Raw genomic sequence first — 26,292 nt, 5'->3', positions numbered from 1 at the left:
GCCGGGGCCGGCGCGGGCGGCGCTGCCACGGCCCGGCGAGGCGCCGCGCCGCGGTCGGGCCGGTAGCTGCTGATCACACTGCAGCTGGCCCCGGCCACGCGCTTGCTCACATAGCTGGGAATGCCGTCGCTGCCAACACACTTGTACAGGGTGCCCGCACTGGCCGGCATAGCGGTCAGCGCAGCCAAGGCCAGCGCAGCGATCCCCAACATCCCCTTCATGAGCGGGAGTGTCCCCAATTCCCCGGGGATTGCCAAGGGGGGCGCCCGACCCGGCTACAATGGCCTGCTCACCGCAGCCAACCGGCTGCCTGCCCGCCCACCCGACTGGAATAAGCGCCATGACCGGGACGCCAGCTTCGACCGCGCCGACTTCGGCCGGTTCTGCCTTGCCTGCCTCCGCTCCGCCCAGCTCCGCCCCCCGCCCCGACCTGCTCCCCCTGCCCGGCGCCAAGCCGCAGGTGAACGGTCCGGTGCGCGGCAAGCTGTACATCAAGACCCACGGTTGCCAGATGAACGAGTACGACTCGACCAAGATGGCCGACGTGCTCGCCGCCGCCGAAGGGCTGGAACTCACCGACGACCCGGCCGAGGCCGACGTGTTGTTGATGAACACCTGCTCCATCCGCGAGAAGGCCCAGGAGAAGGTGTTCAGCCAGCTCGGTTACTGGAAGGCGCTGAAGAACAACGGCCGTGGCGTGATCATCGGCGTCGGCGGCTGCGTGGCCTCGCAGGAAGGCGAAGCGATCATCAAGCGTGCCCCGCACGTTGACCTGGTGTTCGGCCCGCAGACCCTGCACCGCCTGCCGGAGCTGATCCGCCAGCGCCGGGAATCGGGCCGGTCGCAGGTGGACATCAGCTTCCCGGAGATCGAGAAGTTCGACGCCCTGCCCGAGCCGCGTGCCGAGGGGGCCTCCGCATTCGTGTCGATCATGGAAGGCTGCTCGAAGTACTGCTCGTTCTGCGTGGTGCCCTACACCCGCGGCACCGAGGTCAGCCGCCCGTTCGAGGACGTAGTGGTGGAAGTGGCGCAGCTGGCCGCGCAGGGCGTGCTGGAAATCAACCTGCTCGGCCAGAACGTCAACGCCTACCGTGGCCCGTATGGCGACGGCGAGTTCGCCGACCTCGGGCTGCTGATCCGCACCATCGCCGAGATCGACGGGGTCGGCCGGATCCGCTTCACCACCTCGCACCCGCTGGAGTTCAGCGACTCGCTGATCGATGCCTACCGCGATGTGCCGCAGCTGGCCAACTTCCTGCACCTGCCGGTGCAGGCCGGCAGCGACCGCGTACTCTCGGCGATGAAGCGTGGCTATACCGCGCTGGAATTCAAATCCAAGATCCGCAAGCTGCGCGCGGTGCGCCCGGACATCTCGATCAGCTCGGACTTCATCGTCGGCTTCCCCGGCGAGACCGATGCCGAGTTCGAAAAGACCATGAAGCTCATCGAGGACGTGGGCTTCGACCAGAGTTTCTCATTCATCTATTCGCGCCGCCCGGGCACGCCGGCTGCCGATCTGGAAGACACCACCACGGATGCGGAAAAGCACGCGCGCCTGTCGCGCCTGCAGGCCCGGATCAACGAGCAGGCGGCGGCCATCTCCGAAAAGATGGTCGGCACCGTGCAGACCGTGCTGGTGGAAGGCCCCTCCAAGCGCAACCCGAACGAGCTGACCGGCAAGAGCGAGAACATGCGCTCGGTGAATTTCCCGGGGCACCCGCGCCTGGTCGGCCAGTTCGTCGATGTGGTGATCACCGAGGCGTACAGCAATTCGCTGCGCGCGCGGATGGTGACGGCGGACTGAGCAAGGCATCGCGCGCGCCGGACCACGGCGCGCCCCCGGCGTGACGCTTTTTTGATCACGCCATCAGACCCGTTGTCGCACTAGGGCTGCGCGCAGCTATCCACAGCTTGCTGCACCGGCACTGCACAGGCGATGTGGAAAAGTAGCGGCGGCCCGACACCCGCGCTACCCTGTTCTCCCTTTCCCAGCTTGCGGCCCGGTCGGCTGGACCGGCGGCCGCCGGACGCAATGACCGCACTCGCACAACGCGACTTCACCCTCACCCCGGAAGACAACGAGCGCCTGGCCAACATGGCCGGCCCATTCGACGAACATCTCCGCCAGGTGGAACTCAAACTCGGCGTGGAAATCGCCAACCGTGGGCACGTGTTCCGCGTGACCGGCCCCAAAGCCGTGGTCGCCGATGCTCAGGCCCTGATCGAAGCGCTGTACGCCGAAGCCGGCGACGTGGTGTTCGACAGCCACGCCATCCACCTGCGCCTGAACCAGGCCAACGTGGAGCAGGTGGCAGAACGCGCCTACGAGGCCCAGGAGGTGGCGATCAAGGTCAAGCGCGGCACCGTGCGCGGCCGGGGCGCCAACCAGGCCCGTTACCTGCACCAGATCACCACCCATGACATCAACTTCGGCATCGGCCCGGCCGGTACCGGCAAGACCTTCCTGGCCGTGGCCAGTGCGGTGGAAGCGCTCAACGAAGCGCGCGTGCAGCGCCTGATCCTGGTCCGCCCGGCGGTGGAGGCCGGCGAAAAGCTCGGCTTCCTGCCCGGCGACCTGAGCCAGAAGGTGGACCCGTACCTGCGCCCGCTGTACGACGCGCTGTATGAAATGCTCGGCGTGGAAAAAGTGATCAAGCTGCTGGAGAAGAACGTCATCGAGATCGCGCCGCTGGCCTACATGCGCGGGCGCACCCTCAACGATGCGTACGTGATCCTGGATGAAGCGCAGAACACCACGGTTGAACAGATGAAGATGTTCCTGACCCGCCTGGGCTTCGGCTCCACTGCGGTGGTCACCGGCGATCTCACCCAGACCGATCTGCCCAAGCACGTGAAATCCGGCCTGCGCGATGCCATCGAGGTCCTGCGCGATGTCGAGGGCGTGAGCTTCACCTTCTTCGAAGCGCGCGACGTGGTCCGTCATCCGCTGGTGGCGCGCATCGTCAGCGCTTACGATCGCCGCGATCTGCAACAGGTCCAACCCGGAGCGAACCCATGACCCGTGGTCCCGTACGCCTGGACGTCGCCATCAACTACGCCCTGCCCCGCGCGGGTCTGCCCTCGGCGGTGAGCTTCCGCAAATGGGTGGCCGCGGCCCTGAAAGGCCGCATCCGCGAGGCCGACCTGGCCATCCGCCTGGTCGATGCCAAGGAAGGCCAGTCCTTGAACCGGCATTACCGCGGCAAGGATTACGCGACCAACGTGCTCAGCTTCCCCGCTGAGTTGCCGGAGGGCCTGCCCAAGGGCGTGAAGTTCCCGCTGCTGGGCGACCTGGTGATCTGCGCCCCGGTGGTTGCCCGCGAGGCCGACGAACAGGGCAAGGCGCTCAACGCCCATTACGCGCACCTGACCGTGCACGGCGTGCTGCACCTGCTCGGCTGGGACCATGAGGACGAGAAGGAAGCCGATGCCATGGAACAGCTCGAGCGCGACATCCTGGCCGAACTCGGCATCGCCGATCCGTATGCCGGCGAGCGCTGAGTCCCCCCTGCGCTGCGCTTGCTGATGTCTTCGCCATACAAGGATGTATGCCGCCATGCCGATGCCTGATCGACGCTCCGCCCTGGGCCCTGCACTGCTCGCCTTGTCCCTGCTGGCGGGGGTGTATTCCGCCCTGGGCGCGCCAGGCCTGACCGCACTGGCCCCGGCGGGGCGTGATCCCGGCGCCATCCGGATGGGCATGCTGGCGCTGTCGGCGGTGATCGCCTTGCTGTCATTGGCGCCGTCACGCAGCTGGTGGGCGGCCCGGCAACGGCGCGCGCCGTTGTCCGCGAGCTGGACCCGCCGGCTGGCGACGCTGTCAGTGGCCGTGTTCATCGGTGGCACCCTCACGTGCCTGTTCGCGGGCCTGATCCTGCCCCATCTGCTGGCCGACCCGGGCGGGGCAACGCTCACCGCCAGCGGCTTCAGCGTGGTGGCCTGGTCAGGCCTGGCGGCCGCGCTGGCCGCTCCCCTGGGGTGGCGGACGCTGTATGCCTGTTCGCGGCGCGATGGTGCCCGACCGGCCCAATCGTCGACCTTCCGTGCCCGGCCGGTGCAGGTCGCCCTGCTGTTCGTGCTGGCCGCCGCCTTCGCACTGGTATTCGGGCGCGGGCTGGTCGCCTCCACCGCCGGCGCCCCCGCGCTGATCCACCTGGGTGCGGTGGTGCTGCTGCTGTGTGCGGCGGGGATCGCGGTGGTCACCTTCACCGCCACCGTGCGCTGGCTGCTGCGCCGTCGCTGACGGCCTGCCATGGCGGGCCGCCCCCCGCTATGATCGACGCCGCGTCCGTGCGCTGCACGCCTTTGTTGATGGACCTGTTCCGATGACCTCGTTGCGACCTGCCTGCCTGGCCCTGCTGGCCGTGCTTTCCGCCCCGGCCTTCGCCGAAGCGCCACCGCTGGACCTGCCCGCCCTGATCGAATGCCGCCAGCGCGTGAGCGACTACGAGGCGGTGGCCCCGGTCGTGGCCGACCCGCTCAAGGCAGTCGCCAACGGCCTGCAGCCGCTGCCGCAGACCAACCAGTTCATGACCGAATTCCGCCTGGCCGCGCCGATCACGGTGTTCGGCGAGCGCGCCGAGTACATCGCCGTCGCCGGGGCCAGCATCATGGCCATCCTGGACCTGGCCGACCCGCGCCCGCTGGCCAAGCGCCTGGCCCTGGAAGACGGCGTGGACACCCCCCGGAAATTCATGGCCGGGCGCGAGCTGGTCAGCCGCGACGTGACCGACCCGCGGACCGGCGAGGCCCTGATCGAATCGGTGATCCTGAGCCTGTCCACGGTCAACTCCCACCCGGGCAAGACCCTGGCCGGCTGCACCTACAGCCTGGACCTGCCGCCGGAGGAGGAAACACCGCCGGCCAGCCCCACCGCGGCCCCCTCGCCGGGCGTGAACCCGGCGGCGGCGAGGCGCTGACAGGCCCTCGCATCCTGATAGACTAAATCCAACGCCCGGCCTGCCGGGTGCCTTTTTTCCAGAGATGTCTGAAGACGACAGTAGTAGCTCCGCGCAGGAGCACAATGAAAAGAAGCGCAGCTGGCTCGAACGCCTGACCTCTGCCTTCTCCGGCGAACCCCACACCCGCGACGAGCTGGTGGCGGTACTGCACACCGCGCACGAAGACGGCCTGATCGCCGCGGACACGCTGCGGATGATGGAGGGCGCCATTTCGGTGGCCGAGCTCACCGTCGGCGACGTGATGATCTCGCGCTCGCAGATGGTCTCCCTGCCGGTCGAAGCCCCCTTCCTTGAACTGATGAAGCAGGTGGTCGAATCCGGCCATTCGCGCTTCCCGGTGCACGGCGACAACAAGGACGACATCCTCGGCATCCTGCTGGCCAAGGACCTGCTGCGCGGCGTGGTCGCCGACAACGGGCCGGCCAACATCCGTGAGCTGCTGCGCCCGGCGGTACTGATCCCCGAGGCCAAGAAGCTCAACGTGCTGCTGAAGGAGTTCCGGCTCTCGCGCAACCACATGGCCATCGTGGTGGACGAGTACGGCGGTGTCGCCGGGCTGGTCACCATCGAGGACGTGCTGGAGCAGATCGTCGGCGAGATCGACGACGAGCATGACGAGGCCGAGGACCACACCTCGCAGATCGCGATCCAGGCCGATGGCCAGTACGTGGTCGACGCGTTGACCGCGATCGAGGATTTCAACGAGCGCTTCGGCGCCACCTTCCCCGACGATGACTACGACACCATCGGTGGCCTGGTCACCGAGGCGATCGGGCACCTGCCCGAAACCGGCGATGAGCTCACCCTGGACCGCTTCGTGTTCCGGGTGGCGCGTGCCGATGCCCGCCGCGTGCAGGCGTTCCACGTGACCGTGCTGCCGCCCGACACCCACAACGAGGATTGACCCACGCCATGCGGCCCCCTTTGAATCGGTGGTCGCTGTGCCGCCTGTTGTTCGTGTTGTCGCTGCTTGCGATGGCCAGCCTGCCCTTCGGGGCGCTGGCCGCGCAGGATGCCGCGCCCGCGCCCGCCACCGCGGCACCTGCCGGCGAGGCGCCGCGCATCGGCGTGGTCACCATGCAGCCGGGCGAGATCTTCTTCGAACGCTTCGGGCATGACGCGCTGGTGGTGGTCGATCCGGTCACTGGCGAAGCGACCTCCTACAACTTCGGTTACTTCGACCCGAGCGAGTCCGATTTCATCGGCAACTTCGTGCGCGGCGACATGATGTATTACCTGGTCGCGCTGCCGCTCGGGCAGGACCTGTCGTACTACCAGGAGAGCGGCCGCGGTGCGAGCGTGCAGTGGCTGGATCTGACGCCCGCGCAGTCGCGCACCCTGGCCGAATCGCTGGCCGAGCGCGCCAAGCCGGAAAACGCGCGTTACCACTACGATTACTACACCGCCAACTGCGCCACCATGGTCCGCGATGCGATCGATGGTGCCCTCGGTGGCGGCCTGCATTCGCAGCTGTCAGGGCGCTCGCGCGGCAACACCTACCGCAGTGAATCGGTACGCCTGGCCTCGCCCTCGCCGTGGATGTGGCTGGGCTTCGATATCGGCCTGGGCCCGTTTGCCGACCAGCCGCTGTCGCGCTGGCAGGAAGCGTTCGTCCCGATGCGGCTGGCCGATGCGCTGCGCCAGGTCCGCAACAGCGAAGGGCGCCCGCTGGTGCAGGCCGAGCAGGAACTGCTGCCGCACCGGATCGCGCCGGAACCGAGCGAGTCTCCCCGCCGCTGGTGGCCGTGGCTGCTGTGCGGCCTGATCGCTGCCGCAGGCGTGGTCGCCCTGCGGCGCCGGCGTCGTCTGCTTGGTGGCCTCGCGCTGCCGTTCTGGCTGTTCTGCGGTATTGGCGGCGCTCTGCTGACCTACCTGTGGGGCTTCAGCGCGCACCAGGCCGCCTGGGCCAACCGCAACCTGCTGCAGCTCTCGCCGCTGTGCCTGCTGCTTGTCCCCGCCGCGGTCACCCTGCTGCGCGGCCGCGTGCCGCGCGCGTGGTTCCGGATCGTGCTGTGGGCGGTGGCCGGGCTGTCCCTGCTGGGGCTGGTGCTGCACTGGCTGACCCTGCAGGCGCAGTACAACCTGCAGTGGATCGTGTTGCTGCTGCCGATCCACGTGGCGCTGGCGTGGACGCTGGGCCGCCGTGACCTGCCCGTCACGGGCCGCTGACGCACGATGCCCGCCATGGATACCGTCACACCCGATAACCCCGCCTGCGTCATCAACTGCGTTCACTACGATGACCAGGGCAAACGCCACGACATCAGCCTGGATGCGATCAGCGATGTGATCGCCAGCGACAACGGCTTCGTCTGGGTCGGCCTGTACGAGCCCGATGACAGCGTGCTGCTGAAACTGCAGGAAGAATTCGGCCTGCATTCGCTGGCCATCGAGGACGCCCGCAACGCGCACCAGCGGCCCAAGGTCGAGGCCTACGGCAATTCGCTGTTCGTGGTGGTGACCACCGCGCAGATGGTGGACGAGCGGATCCGTTACGGCGAAACGCACGCCTTCCTCGGCCCGCGCTTCCTGGTCACGGTGCGGCACGGCGCGTCGCTCTCCTATGCCGCCCCGCGCGCCCGCGTGGAGCGCGAGCCGGAGCTGCTGCGCACCATGGGGCCCTCGTACTGCCTGTACGCGGTGCTGGATTTCGTGGTCGACAACTACCTGCCGATCACCCAGCGCTACCGCGACACGCTGGAACTGCTGGAGAAGGACATCTTCTCCGACAACTACAAACGCCACACCGTGGTGCGCCTGTACGAGCTCAAGCGCGAGCTCAACAAGATGCGCATGGCCGTGGCGCCGCTGCAGGACATGCTCTCGCAGATCAAGCGCTACCAGGGTGACCTGGTGCCGGACGAAGTGAAGCTGTACCTGCGCGACGTGCACGACCACGCGGTACGGATCAGCGATGTGATCGACACCCTGCGCGAAATGCTGGGCACCGCGCTGAGCGTGAACCTCTCGCTGGTCACCCTGGCCCAGGGCGAGACTGTCAAGCGCCTGGGTGCGTGGGCGGCGCTGCTGGCCGCCCCGACCCTGATCACCAGTTGGTACGGCATGAACTTCACGCACATGCCCGAGCTCGACAAGCCGTGGGCGTACCCGGCGATGATCATCGGCGTGGGTGCGGTGTGCGTGGGCCTGTACCGGTTGTTCAAGCGCGCGCGCTGGCTTTAGGCAGCGACCGTTGGTCGCTACGGTGGTGACCGTTGCTCGCTACGGCGGGCGACGGCTGGCCACGACGGTGGGTAGTGCCGGCCGCTGGCCGGCTCCTCCGGTGGCATGACCCTTATCTGATGTTCGCGGCCGTCCGGGGCATGGGCGTGAGCCGGCCAGCGGACGGCACTACCCGGTTCATGGCATCAGGCGACGTAAACGGTCTTGATGTTCATGAACTCATGGATGCCATGCTCGGCGAGTTCGCGGCCGAAGCCGGAACGTTTGCTGCCGCCGAAGGGGAGGCGCACGTCGCTCTTGACGATGGCGTTGACGAAGGCGGCACCACATTCCAGCTGTTGGGCGATGGCTTCGCCACGGGCCGCATCGGTGGTCCACACGCTGCCGCCCAGGCCGAAAGTGGTGTCATTGGCCACGCGCAGCGCTTCGGCGTCATCGCTGACCCGCAGGATCGCCGCGGCCGGGCCGAACAGTTCTTCGTCGTAGGCCGGCATGCCGGGGGTGACGTTGTCCAGGATCGTTGCCGGATAGCCAGCATGCGAACCGGCCACCGGCTCGCCGCCCAGCAGCAGCTTGGCGCCCTTGGCGATGCTGTCCTGCACCTGCTTGTGCAGTTCGTCGCGCAGGTCCGCGCGCGCCATCGGGGCCAGCGTGGTGTTCTCGTCCTGCGGATCCCCGTAGACGCGCTTGCCTGCAGCGGCGACGAACTTCTCCACGAACGCATCGGCGATCGCATCGACCACGATGAACCGCTTGGCCGCGATGCAGGTCTGCCCGCTGTTGTCGAAGCGTGACTTCACTGCTGCAGCCACCGTCTTTTCGAGATCGGCATCGTCCAGCACCACGAAGGCATCGCTGCCGCCCAGTTCCATCACGCACTTCTTGAGCTGGTCGCCGGCGTTGGCCGCGATGGAGCGCCCGGCGCGCTCGCTGCCGGTCAGCGTTACCGCTTTGACCCGCTTGTCGCGCAGCACTTCGGCGGCCTGGTCGTTGTCGATGTGCAGCACATCGAACACGCCTTCGGGCAGGCCGCCGTCGCGGCACACCGCCAGGATCAGGTCGGCGCACTGCGGCACGTTGCTGGCGTGCTTGAGCAGGGCCACGTTGCCGGCCATGAACGCCGGCGCGAGGAAGCGGAACACCTGCCAGATCGGGAAGTTCCAGGGCATCACCGAGAACACGCAGCCGATCGGCTCATAGCGCACGTAGCTGCGCTGGGCTTCGGTATCGATCAGCTGCGGCTTGAGGTAGTCAGCGGCATGGTCGGCGTAGAACTCGCAGGCCTCGGCACATTTTTCGATCTCACCCAGCGCCTCCACCTTGAGCTTGCCCATCTCGGTGGTCATCGCGTGCTGGAGGTCGCCCTTGCGTTGGCGCAGCTGGGCGGCAATCGCGCGCAGGATCGCCCCGCGCTCCTGCAGCGAACGCGCCGCCCATGCCGGGAAGGCATCGGCGGCAGCGGCCAGGCGCTGCTCGACCTCCTTGGCGGTGAGCAGTTCATGGCGGTAGGTGACCTGGCCGGTCGCGGGATTGATGATGTCAGCGGTCATCGCGGGTCTCCGAAAGTCAGACCCGCATTGTGCGCCCGCCCTCGTGAGCCGGATGTTGCCGGATCAGGGTGAACGCCGCGACACAGCGTCGCAGCAGCGGCCTGCCCCGGCACCGTTCAGCTGGGGTCCTGCAGTGCCATCTGCATGTCACGCTGGCGGCGCTTTTCCGCCCGGGCAGTGATGTACCAGCCGACCACCGCCGCGATCGACACCGCCAGCACCATCAAGGTGGCCAGCGCGTTGATCTCCGGCTTGATGCCCATCCGCACCGAGGAGAACACCTTCATCGGCAAGGTCGTGGAGTTCGGCCCGGCCACGAAGCTGGCGATCACCACGTCATCAAGGGAGAGCGTGAACGCCAGCAGCCAGCCGGCCACCAGCGCCGGGGCGATGATCGGCAGGGTGATCTGGAAGAACACCTTGAGCCGGCTCGCGCCGAGATCCATGGCGGCCTCCTCCAGCGAGCGGTCCAGCTCCTGCAGCCGCGAAGACACCACCACGGTCACGAAGGACAGGGTGAAGGTGACGTGCGCGATCCAGATGCTGGTCACGCCGCGGCTGGGAAAGCCGGGGATGCCGCCCATCGCCACCAGCAGGGTCATCAGCGAGAAGCCCAGGATCACTTCCGGCATCACCAGCGGTGCGGTGATCAACGCCCCGAACAGGGTCTTGCCGGGGAAGCGGCGCATGCGGGTCATCACCATCGCCGCCATCGTGCCGAGCACGGTGGCCGCGCAGGCGGTCCAGAATGCGACCTTCAGGCTGATCCACAGCGCGTCCAGGATCTGGCGGTTGTTGAACAGCTCACCGTACCAGCGCGTGGAGAAGCCCGACCACACCGTGGCCAGCTTGGAGGCGTTGAAGGAATACACCATCAACAACAGGATAGGCAGGTACAGGAAGGCGAAGCCCAGCCCGAGCAGGCTCCAGCCCAGCCAGCGGTTGCTGCGCACCATGCTCATGCCAGCTTTCCTTCCAGCTCGCGCTGCTGCATGCGGTTGAACAGCAGGATCGGCACCAGCAGTAGGGCCAGCATCACGATCGCCACCGCCGAGGCCGTCGGCCAGTCGCGGTTGTTGAAGAACTCGCCCCACAGCACGCGGCCGATCATCAGCGTATCCGGCCCGCCGAGCATTTCCGGAATCACGAACTCCCCTACCGCCGGGATCATCACCAGCATGCAGCCGGCGATGATGCCGGTGCGCGAGAGCGGCAATGTGATCCGCACGAAGGCCTGCCACGGCTTGGCGCCGAGGTCGTAGGCCGCTTCCAGCAGGCGGTTGTCCAGCTTCACCAGGTTGGCGTACAGCGGCAGCACCATGAACGGCAGGTAGCAGTAAACGATGCCGATGTAGGCGGCGGTCGGGGTGTACAGGATCTGCAGCGGCGCATCGATCAGGCCGAGCTTGAGCAGCAGCTGGTTGAGCAGGCCGTTGCGGTCCAGGATGCCGATCCACGCATACACCCGGATCAGGAACGAGGTCCACGAGGGCAGCACCACCAGCATCATCGCCACGTTGCGCGCGGCCGGGCTCATCCGCGAGATCACATACGCCATCGGGTAGCCGATCAACAGCGTGAGCAGGGTCGAGATGACCGCGATCTTGATCGAGCTCAGGTAGGCCAGCAGGTACTGGTTGTCCTTGACCAGGGCCGCATAGCTGCCCAGGTTGAGCTTGAGCGAGAAGGCGCCGTCCACGTACTCCAGCAGCCAGGTGTACGGCGGTGAGCCGACCTGGGTGCGCGCGAAGGAGATCATCAGGATGATCACGAACGGCACCGCGAAGAACAGCAGCAGCCACAGGTACGGCGCGGCGATCACGCCGGCGCGCGTGCCCGGGAGCCAGCGCTTCCAGCCGGTCGCGCTCATGAGGTCAGCACCACGCCGTCGTTGTCGCGCCAGTGCACCCAGACGGTGTCGCCCCAGGTCAGGCCATCGCTGGCCCAGCGCTGCGAGTTGGCAAAGTTGGACAGCACCTTGGCCCCGCTCGGCAGGCGCACATGGAACACCGAGTGGCTGCCGAAGTAGGCGATCTCCTCGATCACGCCCTGCGCCTTGTTGGTGTCGCCGGCCGGTTCGTCCTTGCCGATCATCACCTTCTCCGGGCGCAGCGCGAAGGCTACCGGCTGGCCTTCGTAGCCGGTGATGCCGTGGGCGACGTAGATCGGCGCAGGGAACAGCGGCGTGCGCACGGTGACGTATTCGGGCAGGTCCTCATCGAGCACCCCGTCGAACAGGTTCACCGAACCGATGAACTCGGCCACGAACCGGTTGGCCGGCTGTTCGTAGATTTCATCCGGCTTGCCGACCTGCTGGATCCAGCCGGCATCCATCACCGCGATCCGGGTGGCCATGGTCATGGCTTCTTCCTGATCGTGGGTGACCATCACGCAGGTCACCCCGGTGGTCTCGATGATGTTGACCAGCTCCAGCTGCATCTGCGAGCGCAGCTTCTTGTCCAGCGCGCCCATCGGCTCATCCAGCAACAGCAGCTTCGGACCCTTGGCCAGCGACCGCGCCAGCGCCACGCGCTGCTGCTGGCCACCGGAGAGCTGGTGCGGTTTGCGCTTGGCCAGCTTGGTCAACTGCACCAGCTCCAGCATCTCGCCGACACGGCGATTGATCGCATCGCGGGCCATGCCGTCCTGCTTCAGGCCGAAGGCGATGTTCTGCTCCACCGTCATGTGCGGGAACAGCGCATAGGACTGGAACATCATGTTGATCGGGCGCTGGTACGGCGGCAGCGCGTTGATGCGCTGGCCGTCCAGGTCGATGGTGCCCTGGGTGGGAGTCTCGAAGCCGCCCAGACAGCGCAGCAGCGTCGATTTGCCGCTGCCCGAGCCTCCCAGCAGCGCGAAGATCTCGCCCTTGCGCACGTCCAGGGTGACGTCGTCGAGCGCGACGAAGCCGTCGAACTCCTTGCGCAGCGCGCGGATGGACAGGTAACCCGGTTCCAGGACCGGGAGGACCGCGCCTTCCGGCTTGGCTTCAAATGGCATGGGGGGCGGCTCCAGGAGCGGCGGCAGGACGGGGGGAGCATCCCATTTTACCGGTGGTGGCCGCGTCATGTGCTACCCGGCGGGGCGGCCCGCGTTGCCGACCCCGGGTGCACGCGGCCCCCGAAACGACGACGCCGGCGCGGGGCCGGCGTCGCAGGGGGCACTCAGCGCCCGGTTTTCACCTCGGTCCACAGCCGGGTGTAGAGCTTGTCCACCTCCGGCGTGTTGATCGAGTAGGTGAACATCTTGGCCGCCACATCGGCCGGCGGGTAGATGGTCGGATCGGTGCGGATCGCCTCGTCCACCAGCGGCGTGGCCGTGGTCACCGGGTTGGCGTAATGGATGAAGTTGGTGTTGGCCGCGGCGACCTTGGGCTCGAGCAGGTAGTTGATGAAGGCGTAGGCCGCCTCCGGGTGCTTGGCATCCTTGGGGATGGCCAGCATGTCGAACCACTGCGGGGCGCCTTCGCGCGGGATCGAGTAGGCCACGGTCACGCCGTTGGAGGCCTCGGCCGCGCGGTCGCGGGCCTGGATGATGTCACCGGACCAGCCCACCACCAGGCAGGTACCGCCGTTGGCCAGCGAGCCCACGTACTGCGAGGAGTGGAAGTTCTGCACGTACGGGCGGATCGTCTTGAGCAGCGCGGCGGCCTTCTCCAACGTGGCCGGGTCCTGGCTGTGCGGATCCTCGCCCAGGTAATGCAGCGCGATGGGGATCATGTCCGACGGCGTATCCAGGATCGTGATCCCGCAGTCCTTCATCTTGGCGATGTTTTCGGGCTTGAAGATCAGGTCCCAGCTGTTGGCGATCTCGGTGCTGCCGCCGAAGCGCTGCTTGAGCAGTTCCACGTTGTAGCCGATGCCGGTGGTGCCGATCATGTACGGCACGCCGTATTCGTTGCCCGGGTCCTGCTGCGCGATGCGCTTCATCACACTCGGGTCGAGATTGGCCAGGTTCGGGATCCTGCTCTTGTCCAGCGGCAGGAACACGCCGGCCTTGATCTGGCGGCCGAAGAAATTCAGCGTCGGCACGACCACGTCGTAGCCGCTGTTGCCGGCCAGCAGCTTGGTTTCGACCATCTCATCGCTGTCGAACACGTCATAGGTCACCTTGGTGCCGGTGGCCTTCTCGAAGTTCGGGATGGTGTCTTCCGCGATGTAGTCGCTGTAGTTGTAGACGTTCAGCACCTTCGCGTCGTCCTGCTTGTCACCGCCGCCACAGGCGGTCAGCACGGATACGGCAATGCCGAGGGTGAGGATTCGCAGCTTCATCGGACTCTCCACAGGTCAGGTGCGAGTTGGGGGGAACCGGCCGGACCGGCGCAACGGGTGCCAGCCTACCGGGCATGCCCCCATTTTCCCAGCACACGGCCCTCACGGCCATGCCGGAAGTGGTGCGTGGGGTCAGACGTTGAGCAGCAGGAACTCGCGCTCCCAGGAGCTGATGACCCGGAAGAAGGTCTCGTATTCCTTGCGCTTGACCGACACATAGGCACGGCAGAAGCGCTCGCCGAGCATCTCGCGCAGCGCCGGGCAGCCTTCCAGCCCGTCCAGCGCCTCGCCCAGCGAGCGTGGCAGGTCGTAGCCCAGCTCCTTGGCGCTGCCGCTGATCGGGGCGGTCGGCGAGCCCTGCTCGCGGATGCCCAGCAGCCCGGCGGCCAGGGTCGCGGCGATGGCCAGGTAAGGATTGGCGTCCGAACCGGCGAACCGGCTTTCCACCCGCATGTTCTCCGGCGTATCCAGCGGCACCCGCAGCCCGCAGGTGCGGTTGTCGAAGCCCCAGTGCACGTTGCTCGGGGAGACCTCGCCGAACATCAGCCGGCGGTAGGAGTTCACATTCGGAGCGAAGAACGCCATCGCCGCCGGCACGTACTTCTGCAGGCCGGCCAGGTAATGGCCGAACAGCGGACTGAAATCCTCACCACCGTGCTCACCGCTGAACACATTGCTGCCATCGCTGATCCGCAGCAGGCTCTGGTGGATGTGCATCGCACTGCCCGGCTCGTTCTCCATCGGCTTGGCCAGGAAGGTGGCATAGATGCCGTGGCGCATCGCCGACTCGCGCATGGTGCGCTTGAACAGGAACACCTGGTCGGCCAGGTCCATCGCATTGGCGTGGGTGAAGTTGACCTCCAGCTGCGCGGCGCCGGATTCGTGGATGAGCGTGTCCACGTCCAGCTTCATCGCGTCGCAGTAGTCATACATCAGATCGAGGATCGGATCGAACTCGTTGACCGCGTCGATCGAGTACGACTGGCGCGCCGTCTCCGGGCGACCGGAACGGCCGGCCGGCGGTAATAGTGGGAAATCCGGGTCGGTGTTCTTCTGGACCAGGAAGAACTCCAGCTCCGGTGCCACCACCGGGCGCAGGCCGAGCTCGGCATAGGCGTTGAGCACCCGGCGCAGCACGTTGCGTGGGGCCAGCTCATGCGGCTCGCCGGTCTTGGTGAAACAGTCGTGGATGACCTGCGCGGTGGGATCGGTCGCCCATGGCACCATGCGGACGGTGTCGGCATCCGGGCGCAGGATCATGTCCGAGTCCGAGGGCGAGGTCAGCTCGTAATAATCGTCCGGGAATTCGCCAGTGACGGTGGTGGCGAAGATGCCCTCCGGCAGGCGCGTGCCGTAATCGTGCGAGAACTTGTCGGCCGGAATGATCTTGCCGCGCGCGTTGCCGGTGATGTCCGGCACCAGACACTCCACCTCCGTGATGCGCCGGTCCTTGAGCCAGCGCAGCAGCGTGCTCTCCTGCGGAACAGGCTTGGGGGCGGCTTTGCGCGAACGCGTTCGGGTGGTCATGACCGGTCTGCTGTAAGAGAGTTGCGGCGACAAGCATCGCCGAAAGCGTGAAAAATGCTGTGATAGAACCGATTGTCAGCCACCCGCCACTCCGGATGCCACTGCACCCCGAGCACGAAACGGTGCGAGGTACTGCGCGCCGCTTCGATCAGCCCATCCGCGGCGATGGCCTCGACCCGCAGCCCGTCGGCCAACCGGTCGATGCCCTGCCCGTGCACGGAATTGACCGTTGCCGTGGGCGCCCCGGCCCAGCCGGCCAGCCAACCGCCTTCGGACAGCTGCACCGCATGTGCAGGACCATACTGCACCTCGACCGCCGCCTGTGGGTCTTCGCGATGATCGCCCAGCCCCGGCACCTCGTGCACGCGCGGATGCAGGCTGCCGCCGAGCGCCACGTTCAATTCCTGGAAACCGCGACAGATCGCCAGCACCGGCAGATCGCGGGCCAGCGCTTCATGCAACAAGGACAGCGCGTTCGCATCGCGCGCCGGGTCATGCCGATTGCCCGGCCAGCTCGGCGGCCCCGCATACAGATGCGGCTCGATGTTGCTTACCGCGCCGGTCAGCAGCAGGCCCTGCAGCCGGTCCAGCCACGGCGCGGCCGGCAGCGGCGGTTGCAGGCTGGGCAGCAGCACCGGGGTGACACCGGCCGCCTCGGCCAGCGCGCGGACGTACTTCTCACCCGCCGCCGCGAAGGGATGATGGCCCAGCATCGTGCTGTCGGTGGGCAGTCCGACCCAAGGGGGCGAGACCATGCGTCATGCTCGGATGACCTGCAGCCACGTTACCCCCGTGCGCAGACCTCGCGCAACACAGCGCCGCATCGGCGGTGCGCGCCCCCCTCACACGCCTGCGGCAGTAGCTGCGACAGACTGACCCCTGTCCCGCGCGCCGGTTGCTGGCATCCTTTGTCCATGATTGTTGTCCTGTCCTCTCCCCGCCGGTGCCCGGCATGACGGCTGCCGGCGAGGCGCATGCACCCAGCTGGTACGCCGACAGCGTGCCGGGCGCGCCGCTACGTGAACCGCTGACGGGGGATCTGAGCGCCGACGTGTGCGTGCTGGGTGCCGGCTACACCGGCCTGTCCGCCGCCCTGACCCTGGCCGAGCGCGGTTATCGCGTCGTGCTGCTGGAGGCGCACCGCGTGGGCTGGGGGGCGTCCGGCCGCAACGGCGGCCAGGCCATCGTCGGCTACGGCTGCGAGGTGGACACGCTCGAGCATCTGGTCGGCGCCGAAGATGCGCGGGCGCTGTTCGAGTTCTCGCGCGACGGCATGCGCCTGCTGCGCGACCGCATCGCCCGCCACCAGATCGACTGCGACTGGCGCGACGGCCACGCCAGCGTGCCGATCAAGCCCCGCCAGGAGCGCATGCTGCGCGCCGGGCTGATCGATCTGGCCCAGCGCTACGACTATCCCCTGGAGTGGTGGGACCGCGCCCAGCTGCGCGGGCAACTGGACAGTCCGCGCTATCGCGGGGCCATGTTCGATCCTCACAGCGGCCACCTGCATCCGCTGGCCTACGCACAGGGCCTGGCCCGTGCCGCCGAGGCAGCCGGGGCGGTGATCCACGAGCAGTCGCCGGTACTGCAGTTGATCCGGGGGGCCCGGCCGCAACTGCGTACCGCGCACGGCACGGTCAGCGCCGATCACGTGGTGATCGCCGGCAACGCCTGGCTGGAGGGCATCGCGCCCGAGCTGGAATCGCGGATCATGCCGGTCGGCACCTACATCGGCGCCAGCGCGGTCCTCGGACAGGCGCGGGCGCAATCACTGATCCGCAACGACATGGCCGTGGCCGATGTCAGCTGGGCGCTGGACTATTTCCGACTGAGCCGCGACCACCGCCTGCTGTTCGGCGGCCAGGCCAGCTACTCCGCCCTGCCCCCGCCCGGCCTGCGCGGGGTGATGACCCGGCGCATGCGCGCGGTGTTCCCGCAGCTGGCCGACGTGGAGCTGGAGTACGTGTGGGGCGGTTATGTCGACATCACCCGCAACCGTGCCCCGCACTGGGGCCGGCTGACCCCGAATGTCTATTTCGCGCAGGGCTTTTCCGGCCACGGTGTTGCCGCTGCGGGCCTGGCAGGCCAGGTGCTGGCCGAGGCGATTGCTGGGCAGGCGGAGCGGCTGGACGTGTTCGAGCGTATCCCGCACCGCCCTTTCCCCGGCGGGCGCCTGCTGCGGACGCCGCTGCTGGTGGCGGCGATGTCCTGGTACAAGCTGCGCGATGCGTTGTGGTGAGGGTTCAAGGGGTTTTCGGCGGGGCGGCGGGCTCGGCGGCGGTGCCGGCCGGGTACTGCGCGGCGTCGGGTTCGAGCCCTTGTGCCGATTCGACACTTCCAGACACTCAACGACCTCCGCGGCCGTCCGCCGCGGAATTGTGAAGATCGTCGTGCCGTAGGCTGCCCGCCCTGCAATTACGCACTGCGATGGAAAAGTGAGACGGGGCGCGGCATCTGAAATCAGGCTTTCCACTTTCCGGCAGTTCCACAACAGGACGCGCAGCAGATGTTATGGCAGTGCTTACCACGCCCTCCACGGGTCGGATCACATAAAAACGAAACGAGCAGAATGCGTCACATCAACGCCTGCGGTGACTGAGACAGGCGTTTCTCGAGCTCGTGGATTCATCCGCGCGGCTACAGCGCCTCACTAATGCCGGCGCCAGAGCCGGCATGAAGCTTATCACCCCAAAATGAGATATGTGTCACGCCCATGAACGTGACACACGCCTGTGCGTCCATCCATACCCTGTGCCGCCAACGCGCCGGACCACTTGCGCAATTGCATAATCGGACGTGTATATATACCGTCCAATCTAATCGCGGCATTGCTACACAGGGATGTTGAAGGCACGAACAGGGGAAGCCAGTGCGCGGAGAGTGGTGGAAAAATGGAATTCAGTTGAATCTGCGCATCGAGCCGATCGGGCTTGTTCTCGCTGTGTTCTACGCATTTGCATGCTGGGGGGCGCGCAAACTATCCCTCGACCAGTTCTACCTGCCTGCGGGTATACGAGTGGCCGCCCTGCTGCTTTGCCCACCCCGACTGTGGCCCTACCTGTTCCTTGGCGAATACGCCTACTTTGCTCAGATGCGTTACCCGATGATCGACAAGTACGGGTTGACGTGGGTCATCCTCGCCTCCGTCTCGCTGATGCCCACGGTAGCAATGATCGTGCGACTGCATCGCAGGATGATGGCCGCTACGACGCAGGCTTGGTTGCTTTCAGTTGGCGCGGCATCGGCCGTAGCCGTTACGTCAATCAATCTTGCTCTGGCGGAATTGCTTTGGACAACACCAGATATGCCATTGCTGGCCGGCATAGCGCGCTACATCGTAGGTGACTTCATCGGGATTCTGACCGTGGCACCGCTCGCCTTGCTTTGGGCAAGGAGGAACACCGAGCCGGCATGGACAAGTAGATTGCTCACCCCAATCATTGGCGCGCTCGGCTTAATGATCCTGCTAGGCATATGCACGACGCTGATACCTGCGGAATCATCTACGGCCAAAAGCAGCCTGCAGCTGCTAATGGCGCTCCCAGCCATTGCACTGACATGCCTGCTCGGCTGGCGTGGCGCAGCGGTGGCGGTGCCAACACTTAATCTGATCATCGGCCTTACCACGCCCAAGCCATTCCCGTCTGCATTTGATCAGTCCACGTTTACCACGCAAATGATCATGGCCATCGCAGGCGCCGCGCTACTCATGTTCGGCTCCAGGATCACTCATTACTATCACCGCTACCGAATCAGGGACGATGGTGAGAAGAACGCGATCAAACTGGCCAGAAAGTCTCATATGGCCAGGGAGAACGGTCTGCGCGAGCGCGCGCTCAACCTTCGTAAGCTCGGAGATGGCATTGACGTCTCCCTCAATGAAGTCGTGAACTGGCTGAAGTTGCAGGGACACCACGAGATCGCCAGCGGCTTGCTTCACACTGCGACGGTGCATTCGCGCTTGTTCCGCGAACAGGCAAGCATGGTCTATCCCACCACATTGGATCAACTCGGCCTTTATGTGGCATTGCAAATGGGTGGCCTGCGCGAAGCGTGGGAGAAGACCGCCCGGGTTGCCCGGCCTCGCCTAGAGGGTGATCCCTGCCTGCTGAGCAATGATTTGCAGTTGGCTGCCTATCGCGCACTGAGCGATGCCGTATCCCTTCTGTTAGAGCATGAGACGGGTCAGGTAGTGGTTCGTGCCCGTTGTGGACGTTTCGGGCCACAGCGGGGAATTCTCGTAGTCGTCGCTCTTCTTGATTCGGCACAGGCATTGTCCGAGACAACGATCACTATGGCAGATGAGCAATTGGCCGGCCTGTCCCTCGCATATGGCGGCGTCGTGCAGTGCCGTCGCAACCGGATCAGGTTGCTGCTGACGGAAACAGCAATCGGCTCTTCCAACAGAGTAGCCCGCTTCCATTCGGTGAAGCGCGGAACAGCTGACCTGGACAATAGCGAAGCGTTGACCTGATCGGAACCTGACCAAACCTACCTCGCTGCCTTCGAGGATTACGGTCATTAGCAAGACGGCACGCCACTTCAACTTTCTATCGAACGACGTGCTGTCACCCTTGGGATGACAGCACGTCGTAGATGCCGTATCAGAGCATTCCTAGTGTCGCTCATCCGCGACTTCGACAGCCCACACAGCGTCGCCGCCCCGCCCATAGCGCACTAACGAGAATTTTGCCCCCCGGTACACTTCGACCCGCGCTGCGTTCGGGGAGTGCCGCACTTGCTGCGTTGGCAACGACACCCGAGCCAAGCTGTCGCCCGCAGGCAACGTCCAGAAGACGTCATCGGTATTCCCGATAATCACCTGCACTCGGCCAGCAAGATCATTCACCTGGAAATACGAGATACCGTCCCGCTGGAATCCGTACACGAGCCAGTTCGGATCCTGACTCAGGTTGGCAGCCATCGGCTGCGCTTGGCCCAGCCCGCTTCTCGCCAGAGGAGTTCCGTGACTATCGGACTGGGCCATTCCGACCATCGGAACCGATGCGAGAATCACGATACCCACCACACCAACAATCCTTGGAATGCGCACATTTACCTCCTGAGTTAAAAACCGATGAGGGGAACTTCGGCGATAGTAACTGTAACCGGCGGTCCACCGAACAATGACCACCTTGAGTGGCGAGACCAGTACGACGCGCCCATCGGCAACCGGGCCACCCGGCAACCAGGCCGGGACTGCGACATTGCGCGTCGCCCTAGCCCCTAAAGTCACGCGTGAAACCGCCGCTACCAGTCCCGACCCACTCGGAACCGAGCGTACGCCTCATGCCGGCACTGTTGCAGGGCGCTGTCCTCAGCGACCCCGGTGATGCCCTGCCCCAGCGGATCCTGCTGGTGGAAAACTCGCGCACGTTCACCAGCATGCTGCGCGAGGCGATCGAGCAGCGGCTGGAGCTGCCGGTGTCGGTCGCGACCAGCCTGGCCGAGGCCGGGCGGTTGCTGGATGAGGAACACGGCTGGTTCCTGGTCCTGACCGGCCTGGTGCTGGCCGATGGTGACCGCGATACCGTGGTGGACTACTTCCTCTCACGCGGGTTGCCCACGGTGGTGGTCAGTGGCGTCTACGACGAGGACCTGCGCAAACGGGTGCTGCAGCAGCAGATCATCGATTACGTGCTGAAGAACACGCCGGGCAGCATCGATTACCTGGTGTGGCTGGTACAGCGGCTGGAGCGCAACCGGCGGATCGCCGCGGTGGTGGTGGATGATTCGATGTCGGCACGGATGTACGCCGCCTCGCTGCTGCGCATGTACGGGCATGATGTCTACGAGGCGGCCGACGGTGCCGAAGGGCTGAAGGCGATCGAAGCGCACCCGGCGATCCGGCTGGCCGTGGTCGACCAGGAGATGCCGGGCATGGAGGGGGTGGAGTTCACCCGCCGCCTGCGCACGATGCGCTCACGCGACAAGCTGGCGGTGATCGGGATCTCCGGCAATACCGACCCGTCGCTGATCCCGCGCTTCCTCAAGAACGGCGCCAACGATTTCCTGCGCAAGCCCTTCTCGCGCGAGGAGTTCTTCTGCCGCGTCTCGCAGAACGTGGACCAGCTGGAGCTGATCGGCACCCTGCAGGACCTGGCCACCCGCGATTTCCTGACCGGCCTGCCCAATCGCCGCTGCTTCCTGGAACAGAGCCAGCGCCAGCTGCCGCAGCTGCACCTGGATGGTGAGCAGGTGGCGGTGGCGATGATCGATATCGACCACTTCAAGCACATCAACGATACCCACGGCCACGAGGCCGGCGATGACGCGCTGCGCGCGGTGGCCGCGGCGGTCGCCCAGCACGCGCGCCAGGAAGACCTGATCGCGCGCTTCGGTGGCGAGGAGTTCTGCCTGCTGGTGCCCGGCATGGATGAAGAGCAGGCCGTGCATTACTTCGACGAACTGCGCCAGGCCATCGCCGCGCTGGAGGTCGACCTGGGCCACACCACGCTGCGCATGACGGTGAGCATCGGGCTGTGCTGCCTGCGCCCGCAGCGCGACTCGCTGCACCGGCTGATTTCCGAGGCCGACCGCCAGCTGTACCTGGCCAAGGCCGGCGGCCGCAACCGCGTCCACTGCGCCACCGTGGCCACCGGCCCACGCCAGCGCGAGCCTGCCCTGGTGCCTTGATCGAGATCAACGCGGCCCCGGCCGCGACTGCCTAGAGTCGCCCCCAGTTGAACAGCACGGGGAACGCACCATGGCACTTCTGGTCTGGCAGGACGATCTGAACATCGGTATCGATGTCATCGATCACCAGCACATGCGCATCGTGGAGATGCTCAACCACCTGCATGTCGCCCAGAAGAGCCTGGAGCGGCTGGCCGTGGCCGAGGTGATCGACGAGCTGGTGGATTACACGATGTCCCATTTCGCCTTCGAAGAAGAGCTGATGGAGGAAGCCGGCTATCCGTTCTGTTCGGCGCACAAGCGCGTGCATGAGATCTTCGGCAAGCGCGTGGGCGAGTACCGGCTGCGTTTCCAGGCCGGTGAGGACATCACCGAAGAGCTGCGCACGATGCTGTCGCGCTGGCTGTTCAATCACATCCGGGGCGATGACAAGGCGTACGCGCCGCAGGTCAAACAACACCTCAACCAGTTCGCGCGCGAGCACCAGCAGGGCAGCTGGCTGGGCCGCACGCTCAAGCGCTTCTTCCGCTGATCAGCGCCCGCGCCGGCCCATCGCCAGCAGGGCGACGATGGTGATCAATGCGGTGACGCACAGGTAATAGCCCACGGCGACCAGGCCATAGCGTTCGGCCAGCCAGGTGGCCACGTACGGCGCCGGGGCCGCACCGAGAATGCCGGCCAGGTTGAACGAGAGCGAGGCGCCGGTGTAGCGCACCTGCACCGGATAGATCTCGGCCAGGAAGGTGCCACACGGGCCGTAGGTCAGGCCCATCAGGAACAGGCCCAGCGCCAGGAACCCCAGCACCAGCCACGGGCTGCCGGCCTGGAACAGCGGCGCGAACGCCACGCCGAAGGCGAGGATCAGGCCACTGGCCACGATCATCGTGCGGCGCGTGCCCCAACGGTCGCCGTACAGCGCGGAAATGGGAATGCCCGCCGCGAAGAACAGGATGCCGACCATCTGCAGCAGCAGGAACTGCTCGCGCGAGTAGCCCAGCACGGTGGTGCCATGGCCGAGGGTGAACACCGTCATCAGGTAGAACAGCACGAAGGTGGCGAACGCTCCCAGCGTGCCCAGTACCAGCGTCAGCGGATGTTCGCGCAGCACCGTCCACATCGGCAGCCTGACCCGCTCGTTGCGGTCCAGTGCGGCCTGGAACTGCGGGGTCTCGTGGATGTTCAGGCGCACCCACAGGCCGATGCCGACCAGCAGCGAACTGGCCAGGAAGGGCACGCGCCACCCCCATTGCAGGAAATCTGCTTCGCTCATCGCGCGGCCGAGCAGCAGGAAGATACCGGCCGAGAGCAGGAAGCCCAGCGGAGCACCCAGCTGCGGGAACATGCCGTACCAGGCGCGCTTGCCGGGCGGTGCATTCTCGGTGGCCAGCAGCACCGCACCACCCCACTCTCCCCCCAGCCCCAGGCCTTGCCCGAAACGGCACAACGCCAGCAGTGCCGGTGCGACCAGGCCAATGCTGGCATGCGTGGGCAGCAGGCCGATGGCCACCGTGGAAACCCCCATCGTCAGCAATGCTGCTACCAGCGTGGCCTTGCGCCCGATGCGGTCGCCGTAGTGACCGAACACCGCCGAGCCGACCGGCCGCGCGATGAAGGCCACGGCGAAGGTCGCCAGCGACTGCAGCATCGCCGCGCCATCGCTGCTCTCGGGGAAGAACAGGTGCGGAAACACCAGCACCGCCGCGGTGGCGTAGATGTAGAAATCGAAGAACTCGATGGTGGTGCCGATCAGGCTCGCCAGCAGGATGCGGCGGGGGGAGTTCACGACGGGTGCGACAGCAGGTGTGGACATCGGGTACGCAGAAAAGGGCAGCTGCCGGATTCTGCCACGCCCTCCCCAAGCCTGCCGCGATGGTTGCAGACGAGACTGTCAGCCAGTGACCGGGTCCACAGGCTGCGTGCCGGCCGGGAACTTCCATCCGACCACCGGGTCTGACCGCGGTCACCCGCCAGGAAGGTTCCGGATGTCAGGCTCAAGGAAGCGTGCCCGCTCGCGCTGGACCCAGACCAGCGCCATCGCGGTGGTGATGGCCGTACACGGGCTGATGCTGGGCGTGCTGCTGCGCTCACCCGGCCCGGGCGATGCCTTCCCGGATGAGCGCCTGCAGGTGTACTGGCTGCCTCGCCCGTTGCCGGTACCGGTTTCGCCACCGCCCAGTGCCACGACGCCCCGCACACGGCAGGCCGCCGCATCGCAGCGCCTGCCTGCGCCGGCCGTGGTCGTGCCGGTCGCCGCAGCCGCCGCCGCGCCGGCTCTGCCGGAAGTGACCGCCCCGCTTGATCTGAGCGTGCCATCGTCGCTGACCGGCAGCGGCATCGAAGCGGCCTCACTGGCCCCGCGCGTGCTGGGCGCCCGTGACGTGCACGCGGCCTTCCAACCGCGGCGCGAGCGCTTCCGGATGAACGCCGGAATGTCGCCGGAGCAGATCGTGCAGGGCATTTTCCAGCTGATCGGTGCCTGGCCGCCCGGCTACACGGTGGACCAGTGCCGCCTGACGCGGCAGCAGATCGACTACCTGCGCAACGCGGTGGATGAACGGGATCGCGACCTGCTGCGCGAGTCGCTGGTCCGCCACAGCCAGGACTGCTGAGCGAGGTCAGCCGCCCAGGTGGATCCAGGTCGCCTTGAGTTCGGTGTACTTGTCGAAGGCGTGCAGGGATTTGTCGCGGCCGATGCCGGACTGCTTGTAGCCACCGAACGGGGCGGTCATGTCGCCGCCATCCCACTGGTTGACCCAGACGCTGCCGGCACGCAGGCCGCGTGCCACCCGGTGCGCGCGGCCCAGGTCGCGCGTCCATACGCCAGCGGCCAGCCCGTAGATCGAATCATTGGCCATGCGCAGCGCGTCCGCCTCGTGATCGAAGGTGAGCACCGAGAGGACCGGCCCGAAGATTTCCTCGCGGGCGATCGTGTGCTGCGGATCGACCTCATCGAACACGGTCGGCTCGACATAGCTGCCACCCGGCACCACCTCCAAGCGCTTGCCACCCAGCAGCAGGCGCGCGCCCTCGGCCTCGCCGCGCGCCACGTAGTCCAGCACGCGGCCGGCGTGGGCGTCGTCGACCAGCGCGCCCATCGCCGCCTCCGGCTCGAACGGGTGCTGTGGCTGCATGTGCCGCCCATGCGCCAGGACCCGGGCCACGAAGGCATCCTTGATCGAGCGCTGGACCAGCAGGCGCGAGCCGGCGGTGCACACCTCGCCCTGGTTGTAGAAGATCGCCGTGGCGGCGGCCTGGGCGGCCTTGTCCAGATCGGGCGTATCGGCGAACACGAGGTTCGGGCTCTTGCCACCGCACTCCAGCCAGGTGCGCTTGAGATTCGATCTGCCCGCGCATTGCAGCAACCGGCGGCCCACCGCGGTGGAACCGGTGAAGGCCAGCGCATCCACGTCCATGTGCAGCGCCAGCGGCTCACCGGTGCGCTCGCCGTGGCCAGGCAGTACGTTGAACACGCCATCGGGCACACCGGCCTCGGCCACCAGTGCGGCCAGGCGGATCGCGCTCAACGGCGAGCGTTCGGAGGGTTTGAGGACCACGGAATTGCCTGCCGCCAGCGCCGGGGCAATCTTCCACGACGCCATCAGCAGCGGGAAATTCCACGGCACGATCACCGCGACAACGCCGACCGGCTCGCGGGTGATCAGGCCCAACGTGTCGAGCGCTGTAGGGGCGACTTCGCCGTATACCTTGTCCACCGCCTCGGCGGTCCAGCGCAGGCACCGCACGACGCCGGCCAGATCGCCTTCGCGTGCGTCGCCGACCGGCTTGCCCATGTCCAGGGTTTCCAGCAACGCGAGCGCATCGGCGTGCTGCTCGACCAGATCGGCCAGCCGCAGCAGCACCTGCTTGCGGTGCGAGGGTGCCGCCCGCGACCAGTCGCCCGCATCGAAACTGCGACGCGCCGCGGCGACCGCACGGTCAACGTCTGTCGTATCGGCGTCGGCTACCTGCACCAGCACGCGGCCATCGATCGGGCTGATGCAGTCATAGCGCGCGCCACTGGCGGCGTCCACGTAGCGCCCATCGATGAAGGCCTGGCCCTGGAAGGTCAGTGCATCGGCCTGGCGCTGCCAGTCCTCACGGGTGCGTGCGGCGGTCATCGGCGTCGTCCTCGTTCAGTGAGTCGGGTAAAGCGGTTATACCCGC

General features: G+C 66.5%; 23 protein-coding genes and 1 pseudogene. 13 read left to right on the top strand and 11 right to left on the bottom strand.

Translation table 11 applies throughout. The annotated features are described in order from the left end of the window. Nucleotides 1-221 (bottom strand): annotated as a pseudogene (locus C0R07_RS14375) (lytic transglycosylase domain-containing protein); the annotation flags it as partial. Nucleotides 222-340: 119 nt separating this feature from the next. Here C0R07_RS14375 and miaB point away from each other — a divergent pair. The 8 genes from miaB (at nt 341) to C0R07_RS14335 (ending at nt 8,144) form a co-directional block, all read left to right on the top strand. Next, complete coding sequence (gene miaB / locus C0R07_RS14370) at nt 341-1,804, top strand: tRNA (N6-isopentenyl adenosine(37)-C2)-methylthiotransferase MiaB (RefSeq protein WP_302476393.1); 1,464 nt, start codon at nt 341-343, stop codon at nt 1,802-1,804. Between the two features lie 228 nt (nt 1,805-2,032). Beyond that, entirely contained in the window at nt 2,033-3,019 is a 987-nt protein-coding gene (locus C0R07_RS14365; RefSeq protein ID WP_070426995.1) for a PhoH family protein, read from the top strand. Next, nucleotides 3,016-3,501, top strand: coding sequence for an rRNA maturation RNase YbeY (ybeY, locus tag C0R07_RS14360; RefSeq protein WP_019185849.1), 486 nt, complete (start codon nt 3,016-3,018; stop codon nt 3,499-3,501). The genes C0R07_RS14365 and ybeY overlap by 4 nt, the downstream gene beginning before the upstream one ends. Nucleotides 3,502-3,556: 55 nt before the next feature. Next, nucleotides 3,557-4,243, top strand: a complete 687-nt coding sequence (locus C0R07_RS14355) for a hypothetical protein (protein WP_102789224.1) — start codon at nt 3,557-3,559, stop codon at nt 4,241-4,243. 82 nt (nt 4,244-4,325) lie between these two features. Then, complete coding sequence (locus C0R07_RS14350; protein WP_102789223.1) at nt 4,326-4,919, top strand: hypothetical protein; 594 nt, start codon at nt 4,326-4,328, stop codon at nt 4,917-4,919. Nucleotides 4,920-4,983: 64 nt separating this feature from the next. Continuing rightward, a complete protein-coding gene (locus C0R07_RS14345) occupies nt 4,984-5,865 on the top strand; it encodes an HlyC/CorC family transporter (RefSeq protein ID WP_046272009.1) in 882 nt (293 codons plus the stop codon). 8 nt (nt 5,866-5,873) lie between these two features. Further along, nucleotides 5,874-7,130 (top strand): DUF4105 domain-containing protein, encoded by a 1,257-nt coding sequence (locus tag C0R07_RS14340; protein WP_102789222.1) that lies wholly within the window; start codon nt 5,874-5,876, stop codon nt 7,128-7,130. A gap of 15 nt (nt 7,131-7,145) precedes the next feature. Further along, complete coding sequence (locus tag C0R07_RS14335) at nt 7,146-8,144, top strand: magnesium and cobalt transport protein CorA (RefSeq protein WP_019185854.1); 999 nt, start codon at nt 7,146-7,148, stop codon at nt 8,142-8,144. A gap of 185 nt (nt 8,145-8,329) precedes the next feature. Here the strand turns inward: C0R07_RS14335 and C0R07_RS14330 are convergent, their stop codons facing one another. The 7 genes from C0R07_RS14330 to C0R07_RS14300 all read right to left on the bottom strand — a co-directional run bounded on the left by C0R07_RS14330 (nt 8,330) and on the right by C0R07_RS14300 (nt 16,247). After that, nucleotides 8,330-9,694, bottom strand: a complete 1,365-nt coding sequence (locus tag C0R07_RS14330; protein ID WP_102789221.1) for an NAD-dependent succinate-semialdehyde dehydrogenase — start codon at nt 9,692-9,694, stop codon at nt 8,330-8,332. Nucleotides 9,695-9,810: 116 nt separating this feature from the next. Next, nucleotides 9,811-10,656, bottom strand: a complete 846-nt coding sequence (locus C0R07_RS14325; protein ID WP_019185856.1) for an ABC transporter permease subunit — start codon at nt 10,654-10,656, stop codon at nt 9,811-9,813. After that, nucleotides 10,653-11,564 carry an ABC transporter permease subunit gene (locus C0R07_RS14320; protein ID WP_070471786.1) on the bottom strand — a complete coding sequence of 304 codons (912 nt, stop codon included), beginning with the start codon at nt 11,562-11,564 and terminating at the stop codon, nt 10,653-10,655. Before C0R07_RS14320 ends, C0R07_RS14325 begins: the two co-directional genes overlap by 4 nt. Continuing rightward, nucleotides 11,561-12,694: an ABC transporter ATP-binding protein gene (locus tag C0R07_RS14315; protein WP_019185858.1), complete on the bottom strand. Its 1,134-nt coding sequence runs from the start codon at nt 12,692-12,694 to the stop codon at nt 11,561-11,563. The genes C0R07_RS14320 and C0R07_RS14315 overlap by 4 nt, the downstream gene beginning before the upstream one ends. A gap of 164 nt (nt 12,695-12,858) precedes the next feature. Next, the gene (locus tag C0R07_RS14310; protein WP_102789220.1) at nt 12,859-13,965 is read right to left on the bottom strand and encodes a polyamine ABC transporter substrate-binding protein; all 1,107 of its coding nucleotides are present in this window, start codon (nt 13,963-13,965) and stop codon (nt 12,859-12,861) included. Nucleotides 13,966-14,097: 132 nt separating this feature from the next. Further along, complete coding sequence (locus C0R07_RS14305) at nt 14,098-15,492, bottom strand: glutamine synthetase family protein (protein WP_019185860.1); 1,395 nt, start codon at nt 15,490-15,492, stop codon at nt 14,098-14,100. Continuing rightward, nucleotides 15,489-16,247, bottom strand: coding sequence for a gamma-glutamyl-gamma-aminobutyrate hydrolase family protein (locus tag C0R07_RS14300; protein ID WP_102789219.1), 759 nt, complete (start codon nt 16,245-16,247; stop codon nt 15,489-15,491). Before C0R07_RS14300 ends, C0R07_RS14305 begins: the two co-directional genes overlap by 4 nt. A gap of 197 nt (nt 16,248-16,444) precedes the next feature. Between C0R07_RS14300 and C0R07_RS14295 the strand changes: the two genes are divergently transcribed. Together C0R07_RS14295 and C0R07_RS14290 are read left to right on the top strand one after the other, a co-directional pair. After that, nucleotides 16,445-17,731: an NAD(P)/FAD-dependent oxidoreductase gene (locus tag C0R07_RS14295; RefSeq protein WP_102789218.1), complete on the top strand. Its 1,287-nt coding sequence runs from the start codon at nt 16,445-16,447 to the stop codon at nt 17,729-17,731. 630 nt (nt 17,732-18,361) lie between these two features. Continuing rightward, entirely contained in the window at nt 18,362-19,966 is a 1,605-nt protein-coding gene (locus tag C0R07_RS14290) for an MASE1 domain-containing protein (RefSeq protein WP_070471790.1), read from the top strand. Nucleotides 19,967-20,107: 141 nt separating this feature from the next. Here the strand turns inward: C0R07_RS14290 and C0R07_RS14285 are convergent, their stop codons facing one another. After that, nucleotides 20,108-20,518: a hypothetical protein gene (locus C0R07_RS14285; protein ID WP_254427856.1), complete on the bottom strand. Its 411-nt coding sequence runs from the start codon at nt 20,516-20,518 to the stop codon at nt 20,108-20,110. Between the two features lie 263 nt (nt 20,519-20,781). On the opposite strand from C0R07_RS14285, the gene C0R07_RS14280 reads away from it, so the two are divergent. Continuing rightward, nucleotides 20,782-22,128, top strand: a complete 1,347-nt coding sequence (locus C0R07_RS14280; protein ID WP_070471792.1) for a diguanylate cyclase — start codon at nt 20,782-20,784, stop codon at nt 22,126-22,128. Nucleotides 22,129-22,198: 70 nt separating this feature from the next. Continuing rightward, nucleotides 22,199-22,660, top strand: coding sequence for a bacteriohemerythrin (locus tag C0R07_RS14275; protein WP_019185865.1), 462 nt, complete (start codon nt 22,199-22,201; stop codon nt 22,658-22,660). On the opposite strand, the gene C0R07_RS14270 is transcribed toward C0R07_RS14275, so the two are convergent. Further along, nucleotides 22,661-23,938, bottom strand: coding sequence for an MFS transporter (locus C0R07_RS14270; protein WP_019185866.1), 1,278 nt, complete (start codon nt 23,936-23,938; stop codon nt 22,661-22,663). Between the two features lie 172 nt (nt 23,939-24,110). Between C0R07_RS14270 and C0R07_RS14265 the strand changes: the two genes are divergently transcribed. Continuing rightward, nucleotides 24,111-24,737, top strand: a complete 627-nt coding sequence (locus tag C0R07_RS14265) for a hypothetical protein (RefSeq protein ID WP_070471793.1) — start codon at nt 24,111-24,113, stop codon at nt 24,735-24,737. 6 nt (nt 24,738-24,743) lie between these two features. On the opposite strand, the gene C0R07_RS14260 is transcribed toward C0R07_RS14265, so the two are convergent. Next, the gene (locus C0R07_RS14260; protein ID WP_102789216.1) at nt 24,744-26,246 is read right to left on the bottom strand and encodes an aldehyde dehydrogenase; all 1,503 of its coding nucleotides are present in this window, start codon (nt 26,244-26,246) and stop codon (nt 24,744-24,746) included. Nucleotides 26,247-26,292: the final 46 nt, after the last annotated feature.

Source organism: Stenotrophomonas bentonitica (assembly GCF_002887735.1).
GTDB lineage: Bacteria > Pseudomonadota > Gammaproteobacteria > Xanthomonadales > Xanthomonadaceae > Stenotrophomonas > Stenotrophomonas bentonitica_A.
Note: the sequence above shows the minus strand (reverse complement) of the source record. Positions and strands in the feature narration are given on the sequence as shown.

What these genes read in the sequence shown, in the direction of transcription:
- C0R07_RS14335 (WP_019185854.1), top strand. Translation starts at nt 7,146, where the DNA reads ATGGATACCGTCACACCCGATAACCCCGCCTGCGTCATCAACTGCGTT.
- C0R07_RS14340 (WP_102789222.1), top strand. Translation starts at nt 5,874, where the DNA reads ATGCGGCCCCCTTTGAATCGGTGGTCGCTGTGCCGCCTGTTGTTCGTG.
- C0R07_RS14355 (WP_102789224.1), top strand. Translation starts at nt 3,557, where the DNA reads ATGCCGATGCCTGATCGACGCTCCGCCCTGGGCCCTGCACTGCTCGCC.
- miaB (WP_302476393.1), top strand. Translation starts at nt 341, where the DNA reads ATGACCGGGACGCCAGCTTCGACCGCGCCGACTTCGGCCGGTTCTGCC.
- C0R07_RS14320 (WP_070471786.1), bottom strand. Translation starts at nt 11,564, where the DNA reads ATGAGCGCGACCGGCTGGAAGCGCTGGCTCCCGGGCACGCGCGCCGGC.
- C0R07_RS14350 (WP_102789223.1), top strand. Translation starts at nt 4,326, where the DNA reads ATGACCTCGTTGCGACCTGCCTGCCTGGCCCTGCTGGCCGTGCTTTCC.
- C0R07_RS14325 (WP_019185856.1), bottom strand. Translation starts at nt 10,656, where the DNA reads ATGAGCATGGTGCGCAGCAACCGCTGGCTGGGCTGGAGCCTGCTCGGG.
- ybeY (WP_019185849.1), top strand. Translation starts at nt 3,016, where the DNA reads ATGACCCGTGGTCCCGTACGCCTGGACGTCGCCATCAACTACGCCCTG.
- C0R07_RS14295 (WP_102789218.1), top strand. Translation starts at nt 16,445, where the DNA reads ATGACGGCTGCCGGCGAGGCGCATGCACCCAGCTGGTACGCCGACAGC.
- C0R07_RS14365 (WP_070426995.1), top strand. Translation starts at nt 2,033, where the DNA reads ATGACCGCACTCGCACAACGCGACTTCACCCTCACCCCGGAAGACAAC.
- C0R07_RS14260 (WP_102789216.1), bottom strand. Translation starts at nt 26,246, where the DNA reads ATGACCGCCGCACGCACCCGTGAGGACTGGCAGCGCCAGGCCGATGCA.
- C0R07_RS14265 (WP_070471793.1), top strand. Translation starts at nt 24,111, where the DNA reads ATGTCAGGCTCAAGGAAGCGTGCCCGCTCGCGCTGGACCCAGACCAGC.
- C0R07_RS14270 (WP_019185866.1), bottom strand. Translation starts at nt 23,938, where the DNA reads ATGTCCACACCTGCTGTCGCACCCGTCGTGAACTCCCCCCGCCGCATC.
- C0R07_RS14305 (WP_019185860.1), bottom strand. Translation starts at nt 15,492, where the DNA reads ATGACCACCCGAACGCGTTCGCGCAAAGCCGCCCCCAAGCCTGTTCCG.
- C0R07_RS14310 (WP_102789220.1), bottom strand. Translation starts at nt 13,965, where the DNA reads ATGAAGCTGCGAATCCTCACCCTCGGCATTGCCGTATCCGTGCTGACC.
- C0R07_RS14315 (WP_019185858.1), bottom strand. Translation starts at nt 12,694, where the DNA reads ATGCCATTTGAAGCCAAGCCGGAAGGCGCGGTCCTCCCGGTCCTGGAA.
- C0R07_RS14300 (WP_102789219.1), bottom strand. Translation starts at nt 16,247, where the DNA reads ATGGTCTCGCCCCCTTGGGTCGGACTGCCCACCGACAGCACGATGCTG.
- C0R07_RS14345 (WP_046272009.1), top strand. Translation starts at nt 4,984, where the DNA reads ATGTCTGAAGACGACAGTAGTAGCTCCGCGCAGGAGCACAATGAAAAG.
- C0R07_RS14330 (WP_102789221.1), bottom strand. Translation starts at nt 9,694, where the DNA reads ATGACCGCTGACATCATCAATCCCGCGACCGGCCAGGTCACCTACCGC.
- C0R07_RS14280 (WP_070471792.1), top strand. Translation starts at nt 20,782, where the DNA reads ATGCCGGCACTGTTGCAGGGCGCTGTCCTCAGCGACCCCGGTGATGCC.
- C0R07_RS14275 (WP_019185865.1), top strand. Translation starts at nt 22,199, where the DNA reads ATGGCACTTCTGGTCTGGCAGGACGATCTGAACATCGGTATCGATGTC.